This window comes from Serratia sp. B501 (assembly GCF_051172315.1).
In the GTDB taxonomy this organism is placed as follows: domain Bacteria; phylum Pseudomonadota; class Gammaproteobacteria; order Enterobacterales; family Enterobacteriaceae; genus Serratia; species Serratia ureilytica.
The window spans coordinates 716,944-732,029 of the sequence record NZ_JBPIZB010000002.1 but is presented as its reverse complement, the minus strand read 5'-3'; the positions used below and the strand labels follow the sequence as shown (position 1 = coordinate 732,029).

Annotated in this window: 14 protein-coding genes and 1 other RNA gene; 10 read left to right on the top strand and 5 right to left on the bottom strand. The window is 59.5% G+C overall.

Annotation, left to right across the window (positions count from 1 at the left end; all coding sequences use genetic code 11):
* Positions 1 to 2: 2 nt before the first annotated feature.
* Together queC and ACSBQV_RS10055 are read right to left on the bottom strand one after the other, a co-directional pair.
* Positions 3 to 701, bottom strand: coding sequence for a 7-cyano-7-deazaguanine synthase QueC (gene queC / locus ACSBQV_RS10060; RefSeq protein ID WP_033644204.1), 699 nt, complete (start codon positions 699 to 701; stop codon positions 3 to 5).
* A 94-nt stretch (positions 702 to 795) separates the two neighbouring features.
* Positions 796 to 2,532 (bottom strand): SgrR family transcriptional regulator, encoded by a 1,737-nt coding sequence (locus ACSBQV_RS10055; protein ID WP_099783806.1) that lies wholly within the window; start codon positions 2,530 to 2,532, stop codon positions 796 to 798.
* Positions 2,533 to 2,636: 104 nt separating this feature from the next.
* Between ACSBQV_RS10055 and cof the strand changes: the two genes are divergently transcribed.
* Complete coding sequence (gene cof / locus ACSBQV_RS10050) at positions 2,637 to 3,458, top strand: HMP-PP phosphatase (RefSeq protein WP_047025761.1); 822 nt, start codon at positions 2,637 to 2,639, stop codon at positions 3,456 to 3,458.
* A gap of 63 nt (positions 3,459 to 3,521) precedes the next feature.
* On the opposite strand, the gene ACSBQV_RS10045 is transcribed toward cof, so the two are convergent.
* The gene (locus tag ACSBQV_RS10045) at positions 3,522 to 4,562 is read right to left on the bottom strand and encodes a PLP-dependent cysteine synthase family protein (RefSeq protein WP_033642080.1); all 1,041 of its coding nucleotides are present in this window, start codon (positions 4,560 to 4,562) and stop codon (positions 3,522 to 3,524) included.
* A gap of 122 nt (positions 4,563 to 4,684) precedes the next feature.
* Here ACSBQV_RS10045 and ACSBQV_RS10040 point away from each other — a divergent pair, with 122 nt between their 5' ends.
* The 5 genes from ACSBQV_RS10040 (at position 4,685) to amtB (ending at position 10,725) form a co-directional block, all read left to right on the top strand.
* The gene (locus ACSBQV_RS10040) at positions 4,685 to 5,146 is read left to right on the top strand and encodes an Lrp/AsnC family transcriptional regulator (RefSeq protein WP_004940330.1); all 462 of its coding nucleotides are present in this window, start codon (positions 4,685 to 4,687) and stop codon (positions 5,144 to 5,146) included.
* A 92-nt stretch (positions 5,147 to 5,238) separates the two neighbouring features.
* The gene (smdA, locus tag ACSBQV_RS10035; protein ID WP_033642081.1) at positions 5,239 to 7,014 is read left to right on the top strand and encodes a multidrug efflux ABC transporter permease/ATP-binding subunit SmdA; all 1,776 of its coding nucleotides are present in this window, start codon (positions 5,239 to 5,241) and stop codon (positions 7,012 to 7,014) included.
* A complete protein-coding gene (gene smdB, locus ACSBQV_RS10030) occupies positions 7,007 to 8,785 on the top strand; it encodes a multidrug efflux ABC transporter permease/ATP-binding subunit SmdB (RefSeq protein ID WP_099783804.1) in 1,779 nt (592 codons plus the stop codon). The genes smdA and smdB overlap by 8 nt, the downstream gene beginning before the upstream one ends.
* A 279-nt stretch (positions 8,786 to 9,064) precedes the next feature.
* On the top strand, positions 9,065 to 9,403 hold the full coding sequence (gene glnK, locus ACSBQV_RS10025; protein WP_004940327.1) for a P-II family nitrogen regulator: 339 nt from the start codon (positions 9,065 to 9,067) through the stop codon (positions 9,401 to 9,403).
* A gap of 35 nt (positions 9,404 to 9,438) precedes the next feature.
* Entirely contained in the window at positions 9,439 to 10,725 is a 1,287-nt protein-coding gene (gene amtB / locus ACSBQV_RS10020) for an ammonium transporter AmtB (RefSeq protein ID WP_033651092.1), read from the top strand.
* Positions 10,726 to 10,815: 90 nt separating this feature from the next.
* Here the strand turns inward: amtB and tesB are convergent, their stop codons facing one another.
* Positions 10,816 to 11,679: an acyl-CoA thioesterase II gene (gene tesB / locus ACSBQV_RS10015; RefSeq protein ID WP_033642086.1), complete on the bottom strand. Its 864-nt coding sequence runs from the start codon at positions 11,677 to 11,679 to the stop codon at positions 10,816 to 10,818.
* Positions 11,680 to 11,910: 231 nt separating this feature from the next.
* Between tesB and ACSBQV_RS10010 the strand changes: the two genes are divergently transcribed.
* Positions 11,911 to 12,402, top strand: a complete 492-nt coding sequence (locus ACSBQV_RS10010) for a YbaY family lipoprotein (protein ID WP_033642087.1) — start codon at positions 11,911 to 11,913, stop codon at positions 12,400 to 12,402.
* 64 nt (positions 12,403 to 12,466) lie between these two features.
* Here ACSBQV_RS10010 and ACSBQV_RS10005 read toward each other — a convergent pair whose 3' ends face one another.
* On the bottom strand, positions 12,467 to 12,781 hold the full coding sequence (locus ACSBQV_RS10005; protein ID WP_033642088.1) for an MGMT family protein: 315 nt from the start codon (positions 12,779 to 12,781) through the stop codon (positions 12,467 to 12,469).
* Positions 12,782 to 12,937: 156 nt separating this feature from the next.
* On the opposite strand from ACSBQV_RS10005, the gene ffs reads away from it, so the two are divergent.
* The 3 genes from ffs (at position 12,938) to ACSBQV_RS09990 (ending at position 14,678) form a co-directional block, all read left to right on the top strand.
* Positions 12,938 to 13,034, top strand: an RNA gene (gene ffs / locus ACSBQV_RS10000) — signal recognition particle sRNA small type.
* A 367-nt stretch (positions 13,035 to 13,401) separates the two neighbouring features.
* Complete coding sequence (locus tag ACSBQV_RS09995; protein ID WP_033642089.1) at positions 13,402 to 14,199, top strand: winged helix-turn-helix domain-containing protein; 798 nt, start codon at positions 13,402 to 13,404, stop codon at positions 14,197 to 14,199.
* Positions 14,184 to 14,678, top strand: a complete 495-nt coding sequence (locus ACSBQV_RS09990; protein WP_033642090.1) for a FidL-like protein — start codon at positions 14,184 to 14,186, stop codon at positions 14,676 to 14,678. The genes ACSBQV_RS09995 and ACSBQV_RS09990 overlap by 16 nt, the downstream gene beginning before the upstream one ends.
* Positions 14,679 to 15,086: the final 408 nt, after the last annotated feature.

The window sequence follows — 15,086 nt, the reverse complement described above, 5'->3', positions numbered from 1 at the left end:
CCTCAGGCCAGACCGGCCTTCTGTTTCAACGCCGCCATCACTTCCGCCTGGTTGGCGCGATACTGCGTCAGGCCATTGGCGCGCAGGTTGCAGGCGGCGCATTCGCCGCAGCCGTCACCTTTGATGCCGTTGTAGCAGGTCAGCGTATCCTGACGCACCCGATCCAGCTGCTGGTAATAGTCCGCCAGCGCCCAGGTTTCGGCCTTGTTCAGCCACATCAACGGCGTTTCGAAGCGGATATCGCGGGCGATGCCCAACACCACCGCCTGGTTCAGCGCTTTGACGAACTCGTCGCGGCAATCCGGGTAGCCGGAGAAGTCGGTTTCACACACGCCGGTGATCACCGCCTCCGCTTCCACCTGGTAGGCGTAGATCGCCGCCAGCGTCAGGAACAGGATGTTGCGGCCCGGCACGAAGGTGCTCGGCAGCGCGTTTTTCTGGTTGGGATCGTAGGCGGGAACCGGAATATTGTCGCGAGTCAGGCTGCTGATGGCCAGCTCATTGAGCAACGTCACGTCCAGCACCTTGTGCGCCTTGGCGCCGAGGGCCTCCGACAGCTCCTGAGCCACTTCAATTTCGGCGCGATGGCGCTGGCCGTAATCGAACGTGACGCAGTGAACTTCGTCATACTGTTGCAATGCCTGGATCAAGCAGGTCGTGGAGTCTTGTCCACCGCTGAAAACGACAACCGCGCGCTTCATAAAATCACCTTTTTGGGCTTTGGCCATTCCCGATACACATTCGGGCGGCAGGATAAAAATTGCGTTGCGGCGACAATAGTAGCAGAAAGGGCCGTCAGGCGCAGGGCGGTTCGGCTCCGGTCGGTGCGTCATCCACCGGCGGCGGCAGCCACGCCTGGCAAAAATCGAACCAGCCATGGGCGGTCAGCGTCACGCCATGCATGCGCGGCGGCGCGCTGATCTGATACTGGTAGTGGAACAGCGGCGTGATGATGGCGGCGGCCATCAGCTGTTGATAATAGGCCTGCAGCCGTTCGAAGCGCAGTGGCTGCGCCTGCAGCTGCTGGATCTCCCGCAGCGTCTCCTGTTGCTGCTGCCAGCGGCTTGCCGTCAGGATGCCGCGCCACAGCGGATCCTGCCGCAGCCAGCTCTCCAGCGTCGCCTCCGGCGCCTCGCCGATCAGGTTGTCCGCCAGCAGCAGGTCGGCCTGGGCGATCTGCGCCTCGCTTTGCCAGCGTTTGCCGGCGTAGTAACGCACTTCCAGCTCGCAGCCGTGCTGCGCGAGCAGCCGCTGTAGCGCGACCGTCACCGTTTCCAGCTCGACCGGCGGCCGATACAGCAATGTTAGCCGAGCGGGCAGCGGGACATCTTCTTCAATCCGTTGGCTGGGGATGCGCCAGCCGGGCAGCATTTCATGGCTGGGGGTGATCACGCTGTTGGGGATCGGCAGATGGCTGAGCAGGCCGGACTGCTGGATCAGCATCAGCAGCTTTTGCCCCTGGGCTTCGCTCAGCACGCCGTGGCGCAGGTTCAGCGCCAGATAACACCAGCCCAGGCTCATGCTGCGCTGTACCGGCCGGGCCTGCGCCAAATCGTCTTGCTGACCGATGGTGATGCGCACCGGATGCCGGCAGCTGGCATCGGCGCCGGCGATGGGCAGATCGGGCGTGATCCAGTATTCGATGGTGTCCAGATACGGATGCTGCAGATGGTAACCGGCATGCTGTTCCAGCCTCACCAACTGCGGTTCATTCAACGCCAGTTTAAATGGGCCGGCGCCGATGGCCGGCAGTTCGGGGTGCGTCATCAGACAAGGCAGCTCCGCCAGCCGGTGTGCCAGCCAATAGTCCGGCAGGTGCAGGTCGAACTGAATGCACAGCGGATGCGGCAGGCTGACGTTCGCGACGCTGCTCAGGCTGGGTTGGCTGCGCGGATGGCCCAGCAGTTTTTCCAGCGTTTGCAGCAGTTGCTGGCCGGTCAACGGTTCGCCGTTGTGCCAGCGCAGCTGGCTACGCAAAAAGAATTGCCAGCGCAGGCCGCCATCGCTTATCTGCCAGTGGTGCGCCAGATCGGGCTGCGGCTCCGGGTTACCGGTCATCAGGCGCGTCAGCCCGGCGTGCAGGGTCGACACCAGATGTTGCTCGGCGCGGCCGGTCAGCGTGAGCGGATCGAGCGCCTCCAGCGTACGGTAATAGGGAATGCGCAGCGTCGGGCTGCCGGCCTGCCATTGCCCGCCGAGGTGCGGGCTGAGCAGATCCTGCAGGTGTTGCGGATCGAGCTGCGCCATCTCCAGCGCCCCCTGATGATTGCCCTGTTGCAACAGCTGCTGCAACAGCTGCGCGCGCAGCTCATCCGGGGTTTTCAGGCAATGCAGGCTGGCGCGTTTGCCGCGGCCGGGCTGCGAATGCCAGCTCAGCCAGCCCTGATCCTGCAGCTGCTGCACCAGCGTGCGGGCATGGCGTTCGCTGCAGTAGAACATTGCCGCCAGCTCGCCGATGGTCACGGCGACCGGCGCGTTGCCGAGCTGTTGATACAGGCGTTGATATTGGCTGAGACGGTGAACCAGGCGCATGAGCAGAAATCCGGAACAGTTTTCCCAAATTGTTCACTATTACTTCCGCAAATACCATCCCATACTGCACTGATTGTAATCGCGTTCACATTCATGAGGTCTTTATGTATCGCCTGGCGGCTTTCGATATGGACGGCACGCTGTTGATGCCGGATCACCGGGTTGGCCCGGAAACGCTGGCGGTGCTGAACCAGCTGGTGGAGCGGGAGATGGTGGTGACGTTCGCCACCGGGCGGCACTACCTTGATGCGCAACCGATCATGGCGCAGCTGGGGTTGCAGGGCTATCTGATCACCGGCAACGGCACGCGGGTGTATGACAACCGCGGCCAACAGCTGCACGCCGCCGATCTGCCGGCGGAGATCGCCGAAGAGGTGCTGCATCATCATTGGCGCACCCGCGCCAGCATGCACGTGTTCCGCGACGAAGGTTGGCTGACCGAGTTCCCCGCGCCGGAAGAGATGCTGCAGGCGCACCACCTGAGCGGCTTTCGTTTCCAACTGGCTGACGTGCGCCGCTTACCGGCGTTCGGCAACAGCAAGGTGTGCTTTGTCGCACCGCATGAGGAGTTGCTGGAATTGCAGGTGCAGCTGCGGGCGCAGCTGGGCGGCGAGGCCGATCTGTGTTTCTCCGCTTACGATTGCCTGGAGGTGCTGCCGCTTGGTTGCAACAAGGGCGCGGCGCTGGACCGGCTGAGCCGTCACCTGGGATTGACGATGGCCGACTGCATGGCGTTCGGCGATGCGATGAACGACAAAGAGATGCTGGGCGCGGTGGGACACGGCGTGGTGATGGGGAACGCCCTGCCGCAGCTGAAATCCCTGCTGCCGCAGCTGCCGGTTATCGGCCACTGCCAACAACAGGCGGTGGCTCATTATTTACAACATTGGCTGCGTTCACCTTGCCTCACCTATTCCCCCGAATAATGAGGTTCTCCTTACAGCCGGCCGGGTATGACTACCCGGCTTTTTTTTACGTTGCGCCCGGCGTTACAAATCCGCCAACTGCGCCAGATACGGTTGCAGATCGCCAATGTTGTTGCTGACCCACTCCGGGTTGTAATAGGTATCGAGGTAGCGCTCGCCGCTGTCGCACAGCAGGGTGACGATCGCCCCTTGCTCGCCGTTTTCCCGCATCTGCTTCGCCAATTGCAGCGCGCCCCAGACGTTGGTGCCGGTGGAGGCGCCGACCTTGCGGCCGAGCACGGCCTCCAGCCAGTGAATGGTGGCGACGCTGGCGGCGTCCGGCACCCGCAACATGTTATCGACCACCGAAGGGATGAACGACGGCTCGGCGCGTGGGCGGCCGATGCCTTCGATACGGCTGCCGCAGCTGCCGATCAGGGTGCGATCGCCGTGGTGGAAGCAGTCATAGAACACCGAGTTTTCCGGATCGACCACCGTCAACCGGGTGTCGTGCCCCTGATAGCGGATATAGCGCCCCAGCGTGGCGGAGGTGCCGCCGGTGCCGGCGCTCATCACGATGTGTTTCGGCACCGGGAAGGGTTCGCGCGCCATCTGGCGGAAGATGCTGTCGGCGATATTGTTGTTGCCGCGCCAGTCGGTGGCGCGCTCGGCGTAGGTGAACTGATCCATATAGTGGCCGTTCAGCTCTTTCGCCAGCTGTTCGGAAGCGGCGTAGATCTGGGCGGCGTGATCGACGAAGTGACAGCGGCCGCCGTAAAAGGCGATCTGCTCTACCTTGCGGCGTGCGGTGCAGGACGGCATCACCGCGATGAACGGCAGACCGATCAGCCGCGCGAAGTAGGCTTCGGACACCGCCGTGCTGCCGGAAGAGGCCTCGATGATGGTGGTGTTCTCGGTGATCCAGCCGTTGCACAGGCCGTATAGGAACAGCGAGCGCGCCAGGCGGTGTTTCAGGCTGCCGGTCGGGTGGGTGCTCTCATCTTTCAGGTACAGGCAGATGCCGGGAAACGCCGGCAGGTTCAGGCGAATCAGGTGCGTATCGGCGGAGCGTTGAAAATCCGCTTCTATTTCACCGATAGCATATTTTACCCAAGAGTTTGTCATGATTTGGCCTCAGAATAGGGGGCTGATTTATGGCGTAGCATAGCCTGTCGGCAGGAAAAAAGGATTGCCATTTTCCCTGTTTAATCGCCTAATGGGAGAAAATTTTTCTCCAGGTGGCCGCTATGTTAGATAAAACAGACCGTAAGCTGCTGTGCATGCTGCAGCAAGATTGCACCCAGTCGCTGCAGGCGCTGGCCGATGCGGTTAATTTGACCTCTACGCCGTGCTGGAAGCGCCTGAAGCGTCTGGAAGACGAAGGCTATATCCGCGGCCGGGTGGCCTTGTTGGATAACGAAAAGCTTGGCCTGGGGCTGACGGCGTTCGTACTGATCAAGACCCAACAGCACAGCAGCGAGTGGTATCAGGCGTTTGTGCAGCTGACCAGCCAGATGCCCGAGGTGCTGGCGTTCTACCGTATGGCGGGAGAGTACGACTACCTGATGCAGGTCGAAGTGGCAGACATGAAAAGTTACGACGGTTTTTACAAGCGCCTGGTGAACGGCGTGCCGGGCCTTATCGACGTCACCTCGAGCTTTGCCATGGAAAAAATCAAATACACCACCGCGCTGCCGGTGCCGGAGTGAAAAGTTCACCGGACGGGCGGCTCAACGGTGGTATCCTGCTCCGTTGAAGCGGAAAAAGAGACAAACCTCATAAAACCCTGGAATCAAACTGCGTGAGATTATTTGCACAAATCGGCTGGTACTTCCGCCGGGAGTGGCGCCGCTACCTGGGCGCGGTGGTATTGCTGATCGTCATCGCCATCCTGCAACTGCTGCCGCCTAAACTGGTCGGCATCATCGTGGATGGCGTCACCGAAAAACAGATGTCTACCGGCGTGCTGTTGGCCTGGCTCGGGCTGATGATCGGCACCGCGATCGTCGTTTACCTGCTGCGCTATGTGTGGCGAGTGCTGCTGTTCGGCGCTTCCTACCAGCTGGCGGTCGAGCTGCGCGAAAACTTTTACCGTCAGCTCAGTCGGCAGAACCCGGCGTTCTACCTGCGCCACCGCACCGGCGATCTGATGGCGCGCGCCACCAACGACGTGGATCGCGTGGTGTTCGCCGCCGGTGAAGGCGTGCTGACGCTGGTGGATTCGCTGGTGATGGGGTTGGTGGTGCTGGTGGTCATGAGCACCCAAATCAGCTGGCAACTGACGGTGTTGGCGTTAATCCCGATGCCGCTGATGGCGATCGCCATCAAATATTACGGCGATCAGCTGCACCAGCGCTTTAAATCGGCGCAGGCGGCGTTTTCCAGCCTGAACGATCAGGCGCAGGAAAGCATGACCAGCATCCGCATGATCAAGGCCTTCGGGCTGGAAGATCACCAATCCAACCGCTTCGCCGACGTCGCGGCGCAGACCGGCGCCAAGAACATGCACGTGGCGCGGGTGGATGCGCGCTTCGATCCGACCATTTATATCGCCATCGGCGCCTCTAACCTGCTGGCCATCGGCGGCGGCAGCTGGATGGTAGTGAACGGTTCGCTGACGCTCGGGCAACTGACCAGCTTTGTGATGTACCTCGGCCTGATGATCTGGCCGATGCTGGCGCTGGCCTGGATGTTCAACATCGTCGAGCGCGGCAGCGCGGCCTACAGCCGTATCCGCAGCCTGCTCGACGAGGCGCCGGCGGTGCAGGACGGCCCGCAGGCGTTGCCGGCCGGGCGCGGCGTGCTGGAGGTGGATATCCGCGCGTTCCACTACCCGGAAAACCCGCACCCGGCGCTGCATGATGTGGCGCTGACGTTGAAGCCGGGGCAGATGCTGGGGCTGTGCGGGCCGACCGGGGCCGGTAAGTCGACATTACTGTCGCTGATCCAGCGGCAGTTCGACGTCGACCAAGGGCAGATCCGCTATCACGGCCTGCCGCTTCCGCAGGTCAGGCTCGACGACTGGCGTTCGCGGCTGTCGGTGGTGAGCCAGACGCCGTTCCTGTTCTCCGATACCGTGGCGAACAACATCGCGCTGGGCCAGCCGGGGGCGACGCAGGCGCAGATTGAACAGGCGGCGCGGCTGGCCAGCGTCCATGAGGACATTCTGCGGCTGCCGCAGGGCTATGACACCGAAGTGGGCGAACGCGGCGTGATGCTGTCGGGCGGCCAGAAACAGCGCATCTCCATCGCGCGTGCGTTGCTGCTGGATGCGGAGATCCTGATCCTCGACGATGCGTTGTCGGCGGTGGACGGCCGTACCGAGCACCAGATCCTGCACAACCTGCGCAGCTGGGGGCAAGATCGCACGGTGATCATCAGCGCGCACCGGCTGTCGGCATTGACCGAAGCCAGCGAAATCCTGGTGATGCAGCACGGCGGCGTGGCGCAGCGCGGCGATCCGGCGGCGCTGGCGGCGCAGCCGGGCTGGTATCGCGATATGTACCGTTATCAGCAGCTGGAAGCGGCGCTGGACGAAGCGCCGGAAAACGGCGAGGAGGCGTTGGCCGATGAATAAAGTGCAAAAGCTGTGGCCGACGCTGAAGCGGCTACTGGCCTACGGCTCGCCGTACCGCAAACCGCTGGGGGTGGCGGTGCTGATGCTGTGGGTGGCGGCGGCGGCGGAAGTCGCCGGGCCGATCCTGGTCAGCTATTTTATCGATAATTACGTCGCCAAAGGGCAACTGCCGCTGATGATTGTCGGCGGGCTGGCGGCGGCCTACATTCTGCTGGAGCTGCTGGCGGCGGCGCTGCACTACTTCCAGGCGCTGCTGTTCAACCAGGCGGCGGTAGGCGTGGTGCAGCGGCTGCGTACCGACGTGATGGACGCCGCGCTGCGCCAGCCGCTCAGCGCCTTCGACACGCAACCGGTCGGGCAATTGATCTCGCGCGTCACCAACGACACCGAAGTGATCAAGGACCTGTACGTGATGGTGGTCTCCACGGTGCTGAAAAGCGCCGCGCTGATCGGCGCCATGCTGGTGGCGATGTTCAGCCTCGACTGGCGCATGGCGTTAGTGGCTATCTGCATCTTCCCGGCGGTGTTCGTGGTGATGGGCATCTATCAATATTACAGCACGCCGATTGTGCGCCGGGTGCGCAGTTATCTGGCGGACATCAACGACGGTTTCAACGAAGTGATCAACGGCATGGGCGTGATCCAGCAATTCCGCCAGCAGGTGCGCTTCGGCGAGCGCATGAGCGCCGCCAGCCAGTCGCACTATCTTGCGCGCATGCAGACGCTGCGGCTTGACGGTTTCCTGCTGCGGCCGCTGCTCAGCCTGTTTTCGGCGCTGGTGCTGTGCGGTTTGCTGATGTTGTTCGGCTTCAGCGGCGAAGGCGTGATTGGCGTCGGCGTGCTCTATGCCTTCATCAACTACCTCGGGCGTTTGAACGAACCGCTGATCGAGCTGACGTCACAACAGTCAATCCTGCAGCAAGCGGTGGTGGCCGGCGAACGTATTTTCGAACTGATGGATCGCAGCCAGCAAAGCTACGGCGCAGACGATCGTCCGTTGGCCGGCGGCAGCATCGATATCACCGATCTGAGCTTCGCCTACCGTGCGGATAAAAAGGTGCTGCAGCATATTTCGCTGGCGGTGCCCTCACGCGGCTTCGTGGCGCTGGTCGGCCACACCGGCAGCGGCAAGAGCACGCTGGCTAACCTGCTGATGGGCTATTACCCGGTCAGCGAAGGGGAAGTGCGTCTCGACGGTCGTCCGCTCTCCAGCCTGTCGCACCGCACGCTGCGCCAGGGCGTGGCGATGGTGCAACAGGATCCGGTGGTGATCGCCGATTCGGTGCTGGCCAACGTGACGCTGGGGCGCAACATCGATGAAGAAGCCGTCTGGCGGGCGCTGGAAACGGTGCAGCTGGCGGATCTGGTGCGCGGCTTCCCGCAGGGTATCCACACCCGGCTGGGGGAGCAGGGCAATAACCTGTCGGTCGGGCAGAAACAGCTGCTGGCGATGGCGCGGGTATTGGTGCAGGCGCCGCAGATCCTGATCCTCGACGAGGCGACCGCCAACATCGACTCGGGCACCGAGCAGGCTATCCAGCGGGCGCTGCGCGTGATCCGCGAGCACACCACGCTGGTGGTGATCGCTCACCGCCTCTCGACGATCGTCGATGCCGATTCCATTCTGGTGCTGCATCGCGGCCAGGCGGTGGAGCAGGGCAACCATCAACAGCTGCTGGCGCAGCAGGGGCGCTACTACCAGATGTATCAGCTGCAGCTGGCGGGCGAGCAGTTGGCGGAAGCGGTACGCGAGGAGAGCCAACCCGCCTGATCCCATGGGCCGCGATCGCGGCCCTTATTTTTCCCAACGCACCACAAGCAGGCAACTGGTCCAGGCTACGCCCCCTTTCTGCACTTTTTCGACGCGGCGCGCACCAAATCAGTGCGCATTATTTAACCCATTCAAGGTATCGGTACTGCGCCGCGCCGCGGCGGCGCCCGCGTGCCCGCTAATCCGCTGAATCGCCATGCAAAATAAAATGTGGCACAGCCCTTGCTACATATGAGGCGTACCAGGGGTGAGTTTGGGCTTAATTCGTGGAGAGGCAATATGAAGCTGGTGACCGTGGTAATCAAACCGTTCAAGCTGGAGGACGTGCGCGAGGCCTTGTCCTCCGTGGGCATTCAAGGGTTGACCGTAACCGAAGTGAAGGGCTTTGGCCGCCAGAAGGGGCACGCCGAGCTGTATCGCGGCGCCGAATATAACGTCAACTTCCTGCCCAAGGTCAAAATCGATATCGCCATCGCCGACGATCAGTTGGATGAAGTGGTTGATGTCATTAGCAAAGCCGCCTACACCGGCAAAATCGGCGACGGCAAAATTTTCGTTGCCGAATTGCAACGCGTGATCCGTATTCGCACCGGCGAAACCGACGAATCGGCACTGTAACCGCGAACTCAGTTAAGTGATGGGGATGATTGATAATGAAAAGACTGTTATCCATGTTGGGCCTGAGTTCGGTAACACTGGTTCCTTCTTTGGCCCTGGCCGCCCCGGCGGTCGCCGATAAGGCCGACAACGCCTTTATGATGATCTGCACCGCGTTGGTGCTGTTCATGACGCTGCCCGGCATCGCGCTGTTTTACGGCGGCCTGCTGCGCGGCAAAAACGTGCTGTCGATGCTGACGCAGGTCACCGTCACCTTCGCGCTGGTCTGCGTGCTGTGGGTGCTGTATGGCTACAGCCTGGCGTTCAGCGAAGGCAATGCGGTGTTCGGCGGATTCCAGACGGCGATGCTGAAAGGCATCGGCATCGACAGCGTCACCGGCAGCATCAGCCAGATGATCCACGTCGCTTTCCAGGCCTCCTTCGCCTGCATTACCGTGGCGCTGGTGGTGGGGGGCTTCGCCGAACGCATTCGCTTCTCGGCGGTGCTGATCTTCGCGATCCTGTGGTTCACCCTGTCTTACCTGCCGATCGCACACATGGTGTGGGGCGGTGGCTATCTGGCCACCGACGGTGCGCTGGACTTCGCCGGCGGCACCGTGGTGCACATCAACGCCGCCAGCGCCGGGCTGATCGGTGCCTATCTGCTCGGCAAACGCGCCGGCTTTGGTAAAGAGGCGTTCAAACCGCATAACCTGCCGATGGTGTTTACCGGCGCGTCCATCTTGTATATCGGCTGGTTCGGCTTTAACGCCGGTTCCGCCAGCGCGGCTAACGGCATCGCGGCCTTGGCATTCCTGAACACTGTGGTGGCTACTGCGGGCGCCATTCTGTCCTGGACCTTCGCCGAGTGGGTGCTGCGCGGCAAGCCTTCGTTGCTGGGCGCCTGCTCCGGCATGATCGCCGGGCTGGTTGCCGTTACGCCGGCGGCGGGCACCGTGGGCGTGGGTGGCGCGTTGATCATCGGCCTGGTGGGGGGCGTCGCCGGCCTGTGGGGCGTAGTGACGTTGAAGAAATGGCTGAAAGTGGACGACACCTGCGACGTGTTCGGCGTGCACGGCGTGTGCGGCATCGTCGGCTGTCTGCTGACCGGCGTGTTCACCGCTTCTTCCCTCGGCGGCACCGGCTATGCCGAAGGGGTGACGATGGGGCATCAGGTGTGGATCCAGCTGCTGAGCGTCGTGATTACGCTGGTGTGGTCAAGCGTCGCTGCCTTTATCGCCTTCAAGATCGCGGGCGCGATGGTGGGGCTGAGAGTGCCGGAAGAGCAGGAACGCGAAGGGTTGGACGTCAACAGCCACGGCGAGAGCGCCTACAACCAGTAAGACTCGAAGCAGGGCAGTGCGCTAAATACGAAAATAATGATGAAGCAAAAAGGGGCGATGGAAACATCGCCCCTTCCTTTATGCCGCGAATCAGGCGTCGCGTTGGCGAATCACCCCTTCCTGTACGGTGGTGGCGACCAGCACGCCGTCGCGGGTGTAAATCTGGCCGCGCACAAAGCCGCGTGCGCCGGAGGCGGAGGAGCTTTCCACCGCGTACAGCAGCCAATCATCCATGCGGAACGGGCGGTGGAACCACATCGAATGGTCGATGGTGGCCACCTGCATGCCCGGCTCGAGGAAGCCGACGCCGTGCGGCTGCAGCGCCGTCGGCAGGAAGTTAAAGTCCGATGCGTAGCCCAGCAGATATTGGTGGATGCGCGCATCGTCCGGCATGCTGCCGTTGGCGCGGAACCACACGTAGCGATGCGGTTCTTCCACGCTGCCCTTCAACGGGTTGTGGAATTTCACCGGGCGCATTTCGATCGGCTTCTGACCGATAAATTTTTCGCGTACTTTGGTCGGCAGCATCGGCGCCAGCTTCTGAGCAATCTCTGATTCGGACAGCAGCCCTTCCGGCGGCGGCACGTCCGGCATCTGGTTCTGGTGCTCGAAACCTTCTTCCGGGCTCTGGAAGGAGGCGGTCATATAGAAGATAGGTTTGCCGTGCTGGATGGCGCTGACGCGACGGGCGCTGAAGCTGTTGCCGTCGCGCAGGGTTTCTACGTCGTAAACGATCGGCTTGCTGCTGTCGCCCGGGCGCAGGAAGTAGCTGTGGAACGAGTGCACGCTGCGCTCGTCCGGCACCGTCTGTTTGGCGGCGTACAGCGCCTGACCGACCACTTGCCCGCCGAACACCTGGCGCAGCCCCAGATCTTCGCTTTGGCCGCGGAACAGCCCTTCTTCGATTTTCTCCAGATCCAACAGATCGAGGAGGTTTTGCAATGCCTGGCTCATAAAATTGTTACCTTTCTAATAATCATTTTGCGCAGTGTGCGGAATATCACGGCGCGGCGTCAATATCTTGCGTTAAAGGGCCGATGAGAATGCTCTTAATAGTGAGCGCATTGGGCAGGCTAAGTGATTAATAGGTGGGGTAAAGTGGATTTATCAGTGTTTTGTGCTAAGTTTAATGAGTGAGGTGGTGAAAGCCACCAACGTGTTGATAATAAAAAAGGAGACCGATCCATGAAACTCTGGCAAATCGTAGGCGGTGCCGCGGCACTGACGATCACGCTGGCAGGATGCGCGCAAAAGAGTGCTGATGTGCCTACACCGGCGGCCGGCAACCCGGCGGCTGCGCAGACGCAGATTCAGGGCCCGGCGGTGACAGGTTCGGTTAATATACGTCAGCGCATTGCGCTGCCGCCGGACGCCGTACTGACGGTCACCCTCTCTGATGCCTCGCTGGCGGATGCGCCGTCCAAAGTGATTGCACAGCGCGCGATACGTACCGAAGGGCAACAAGCGCCGTTCAACTTTACGCTGCCGTACAACCCGTCTGATATCCAACCGAATGCGCGCATCATTCTGAGCGCGGCGGTGACGGTCAACGGGCGACTGATGTTCATTACCGACACGATCCAGGAAGTGGTTAACCGCAACGGCACCCGCGCCGATCTGCTGCTGGTTCCGGTCCAGGGCGTGCCGATGCAGGCTGCGCCAAGCGCAATGCAGTAATTCTGCTGCGGTACGGCAAGACCCAATCAACAGCCTTTGCGCTTCGGCCAAAGGCTGTTTTGTTTTACCAGCGCCAGCCGTAGCGATCGAAATCGACCGTGCTGTGCGGGCCGAAAATAATCCCCTCCGCCAGCAATGCCTGCCGTTGCCGTTGAAAATCCTCCCCCTGCTGCGAGATTTGCCCGTGCCGGTTGATTACGCGGTGCCACGGCAGCGTGCTGCCTTCCGGCAAACGCCGCAGCACACCGCCGACCTGACGCGCGGCGCGCGGCGAACCGGCCAGACGGGCGACTTCACCGTAGGTGGTGACTTTGCCGTACGGAATAGCGGCCACGATATGGAATACCCGCTGGCTGAAAGAGGCGTCTTCGGGTTGCATGTTGCAGTTCCTGCGCGAGTTAAAACCCAGGCGGAGAGTGTGCCACAATGCAGGTGGGCAAGAAAACAGCGGTTGGCCCCGGTTGGCTTGCTATTTGATGGGGCATCGCCGATAATGCCCACCGCTTCGGAGTACAGAAGCCGTCAATGGGGGCCCTGTTGGTTCTCCCGCAACACTAACTTGTGAACTCGGTCAGGTCCGGAAGGAAGCAGCCGCAGCAGGTGACGTGTGTGCCGGGATGTAGCTGGCAGGGTCCCCACCCATTTGCGTCCCGCAAAACGCTTTTCCCCGTTATTCATCAAGTCGATACGCTGAACAGGCGTTACTTGCGCACGTCGCGATCGCGAAGCGTGTCCTCTGCACCGTTTAGCCTTTATCCCCCTGATAGAAATGTATTGTTGCCAACAGATCCGATGACGGCGAAAAAAATAACGCGTATACCGCCATTTGTGGGACAAATAAGGATGGAGAGATGGGGAAAATTCTTAAAGTTGCGCACCTGTTGGGATGACGTTAGTATTGTTTTTTCTCTGTGCGAAAAAACTATCCGCGCTTAGCGGCGGTCGTCGAACTGGCTCAATAAGTTTAAATAATAACCCGTGTGCGCTGTCAGGCTAAACATGATTTATATCATTGATAAAGATATTACATTTAATACTGAAAACGGTTCATTGAAAAGTTTAAAGAAGGGACGGGAAGTTTTCTTATCCAGCGTCAATGCCAGAGTATTCAAATGCTTGCTTGAACACGGTCATGAGACGGTGAGCCGCGAGACGCTGTTGCAGCAGGTTTGGACCGATCACGGCTTGAGCGCCTCTTCAGCGACGTTAAATCAATATATCAGCCTGACCCGACGCGCATTGACGTCTGTCGGTTTCAACGAGCGCCTCATCGTTACCCTATCCAAAAAGGGGTATAGACTTAATCGAATAATACCTGTCGACCGACTGCGGATTGATTTACCCGAGCCCCCTCAGCTTGCCGATGCCGCGGTGACGTTGGCGTCACCTGCCGCAACGACAAAAAACACCCATCACTATTTTTTTATTCTGCTGCGCAGTTTATCGATCGTCGTACCCTTATCTTTTCTGGCGCTGTGCTTCATCTATTACAAGCACCATCGCGACAGTGAAAAGAAGCAGGTATTGTCCTACGTCGGCACGGTGAACGGTTGCCCGATCTACTATGCCGGCCATTTTTTGGCGAATCACCAGGACGGCTACTTGCAGTTTCTGGTCAGGAAAGATTTGTATGGCCGGCATTGCCGATCCGGCGAGGTCGTCATTACCAAGGTTAACCGTTCTCAAAATGCCAATGAAGACAGCGGACGCCAGTTTATCGCCAAATGCACGAAGGACAGTGCGGCTGTTTTGCATAACTGTGAGAGCGAGTACATTCGGGCATGGAAAAAAAGTTAAATATTCTGTCAGCCACGCTGGTCGGCCTGTGCGTGTTGACCGGCAGCGTGATGTATTCCCTGATACGCAGCCATCATGACTTCAGTGATTTTTCCTGTGAAGCGAACGCCACGTTCAATTATTTCAATTCACTGGACGCGCAGGCGGCCCATAACGACATTCAGCTGTCGCTGAAAATAAACTACATCTTTTTGTCCGGCGATAAGGGCGTGATGGTCCTGTCGGGGTTAGCCAACGACGGTGAAAAGAAATACTTCGTCAATCGGCGGGTTAACTTCAGCTATGTTTCGCAGGGGAGTTTTTATCGATTTCAGTACGGCGAGGTCAACTATTCGCCGCGTGATACCTTACCGGAAGAGATTTATACCTACTTTTTCAGCAATGAGTCGACGTTTTATCATATTCGCAGCATTGATAAAAACACGTTGATGTTTAGCAATGCCTATTCGCCGATGTTCTTATGCAATATTGAGTCCTGACTTTTACTTTATTGCCTCACCTGCTAAAGGTGTATTTTATTTGCCTTTTATAGCGTTCCGCCGTCTTTTTAGCGCACAACTAATAACATGAGTTATTATCGGTAAGTGTCTATTTTTCGCATTACTAATCGAATTTAATGGCGATTCATCTATTTTATAAATCCTTCTATCATCATGTTTTTAAATGATTTAATGGCTTTGCGCTGGTGTTGTTTTGTTAGATTAATTTTATATTGTTTATTTTTAACAAATAAGTTGCATGAATATTTTCAACATGATTAATTGAGTCAGCTCTTAAAACGGTGAATCACTTACTTGCGTTGAAAATGCATCTGCCGCATGCGTGCAAAGGTAATGGCACAGGGAGCCTTTGGACTTCATTAAACTGATAGGCGAGAGATGGACATA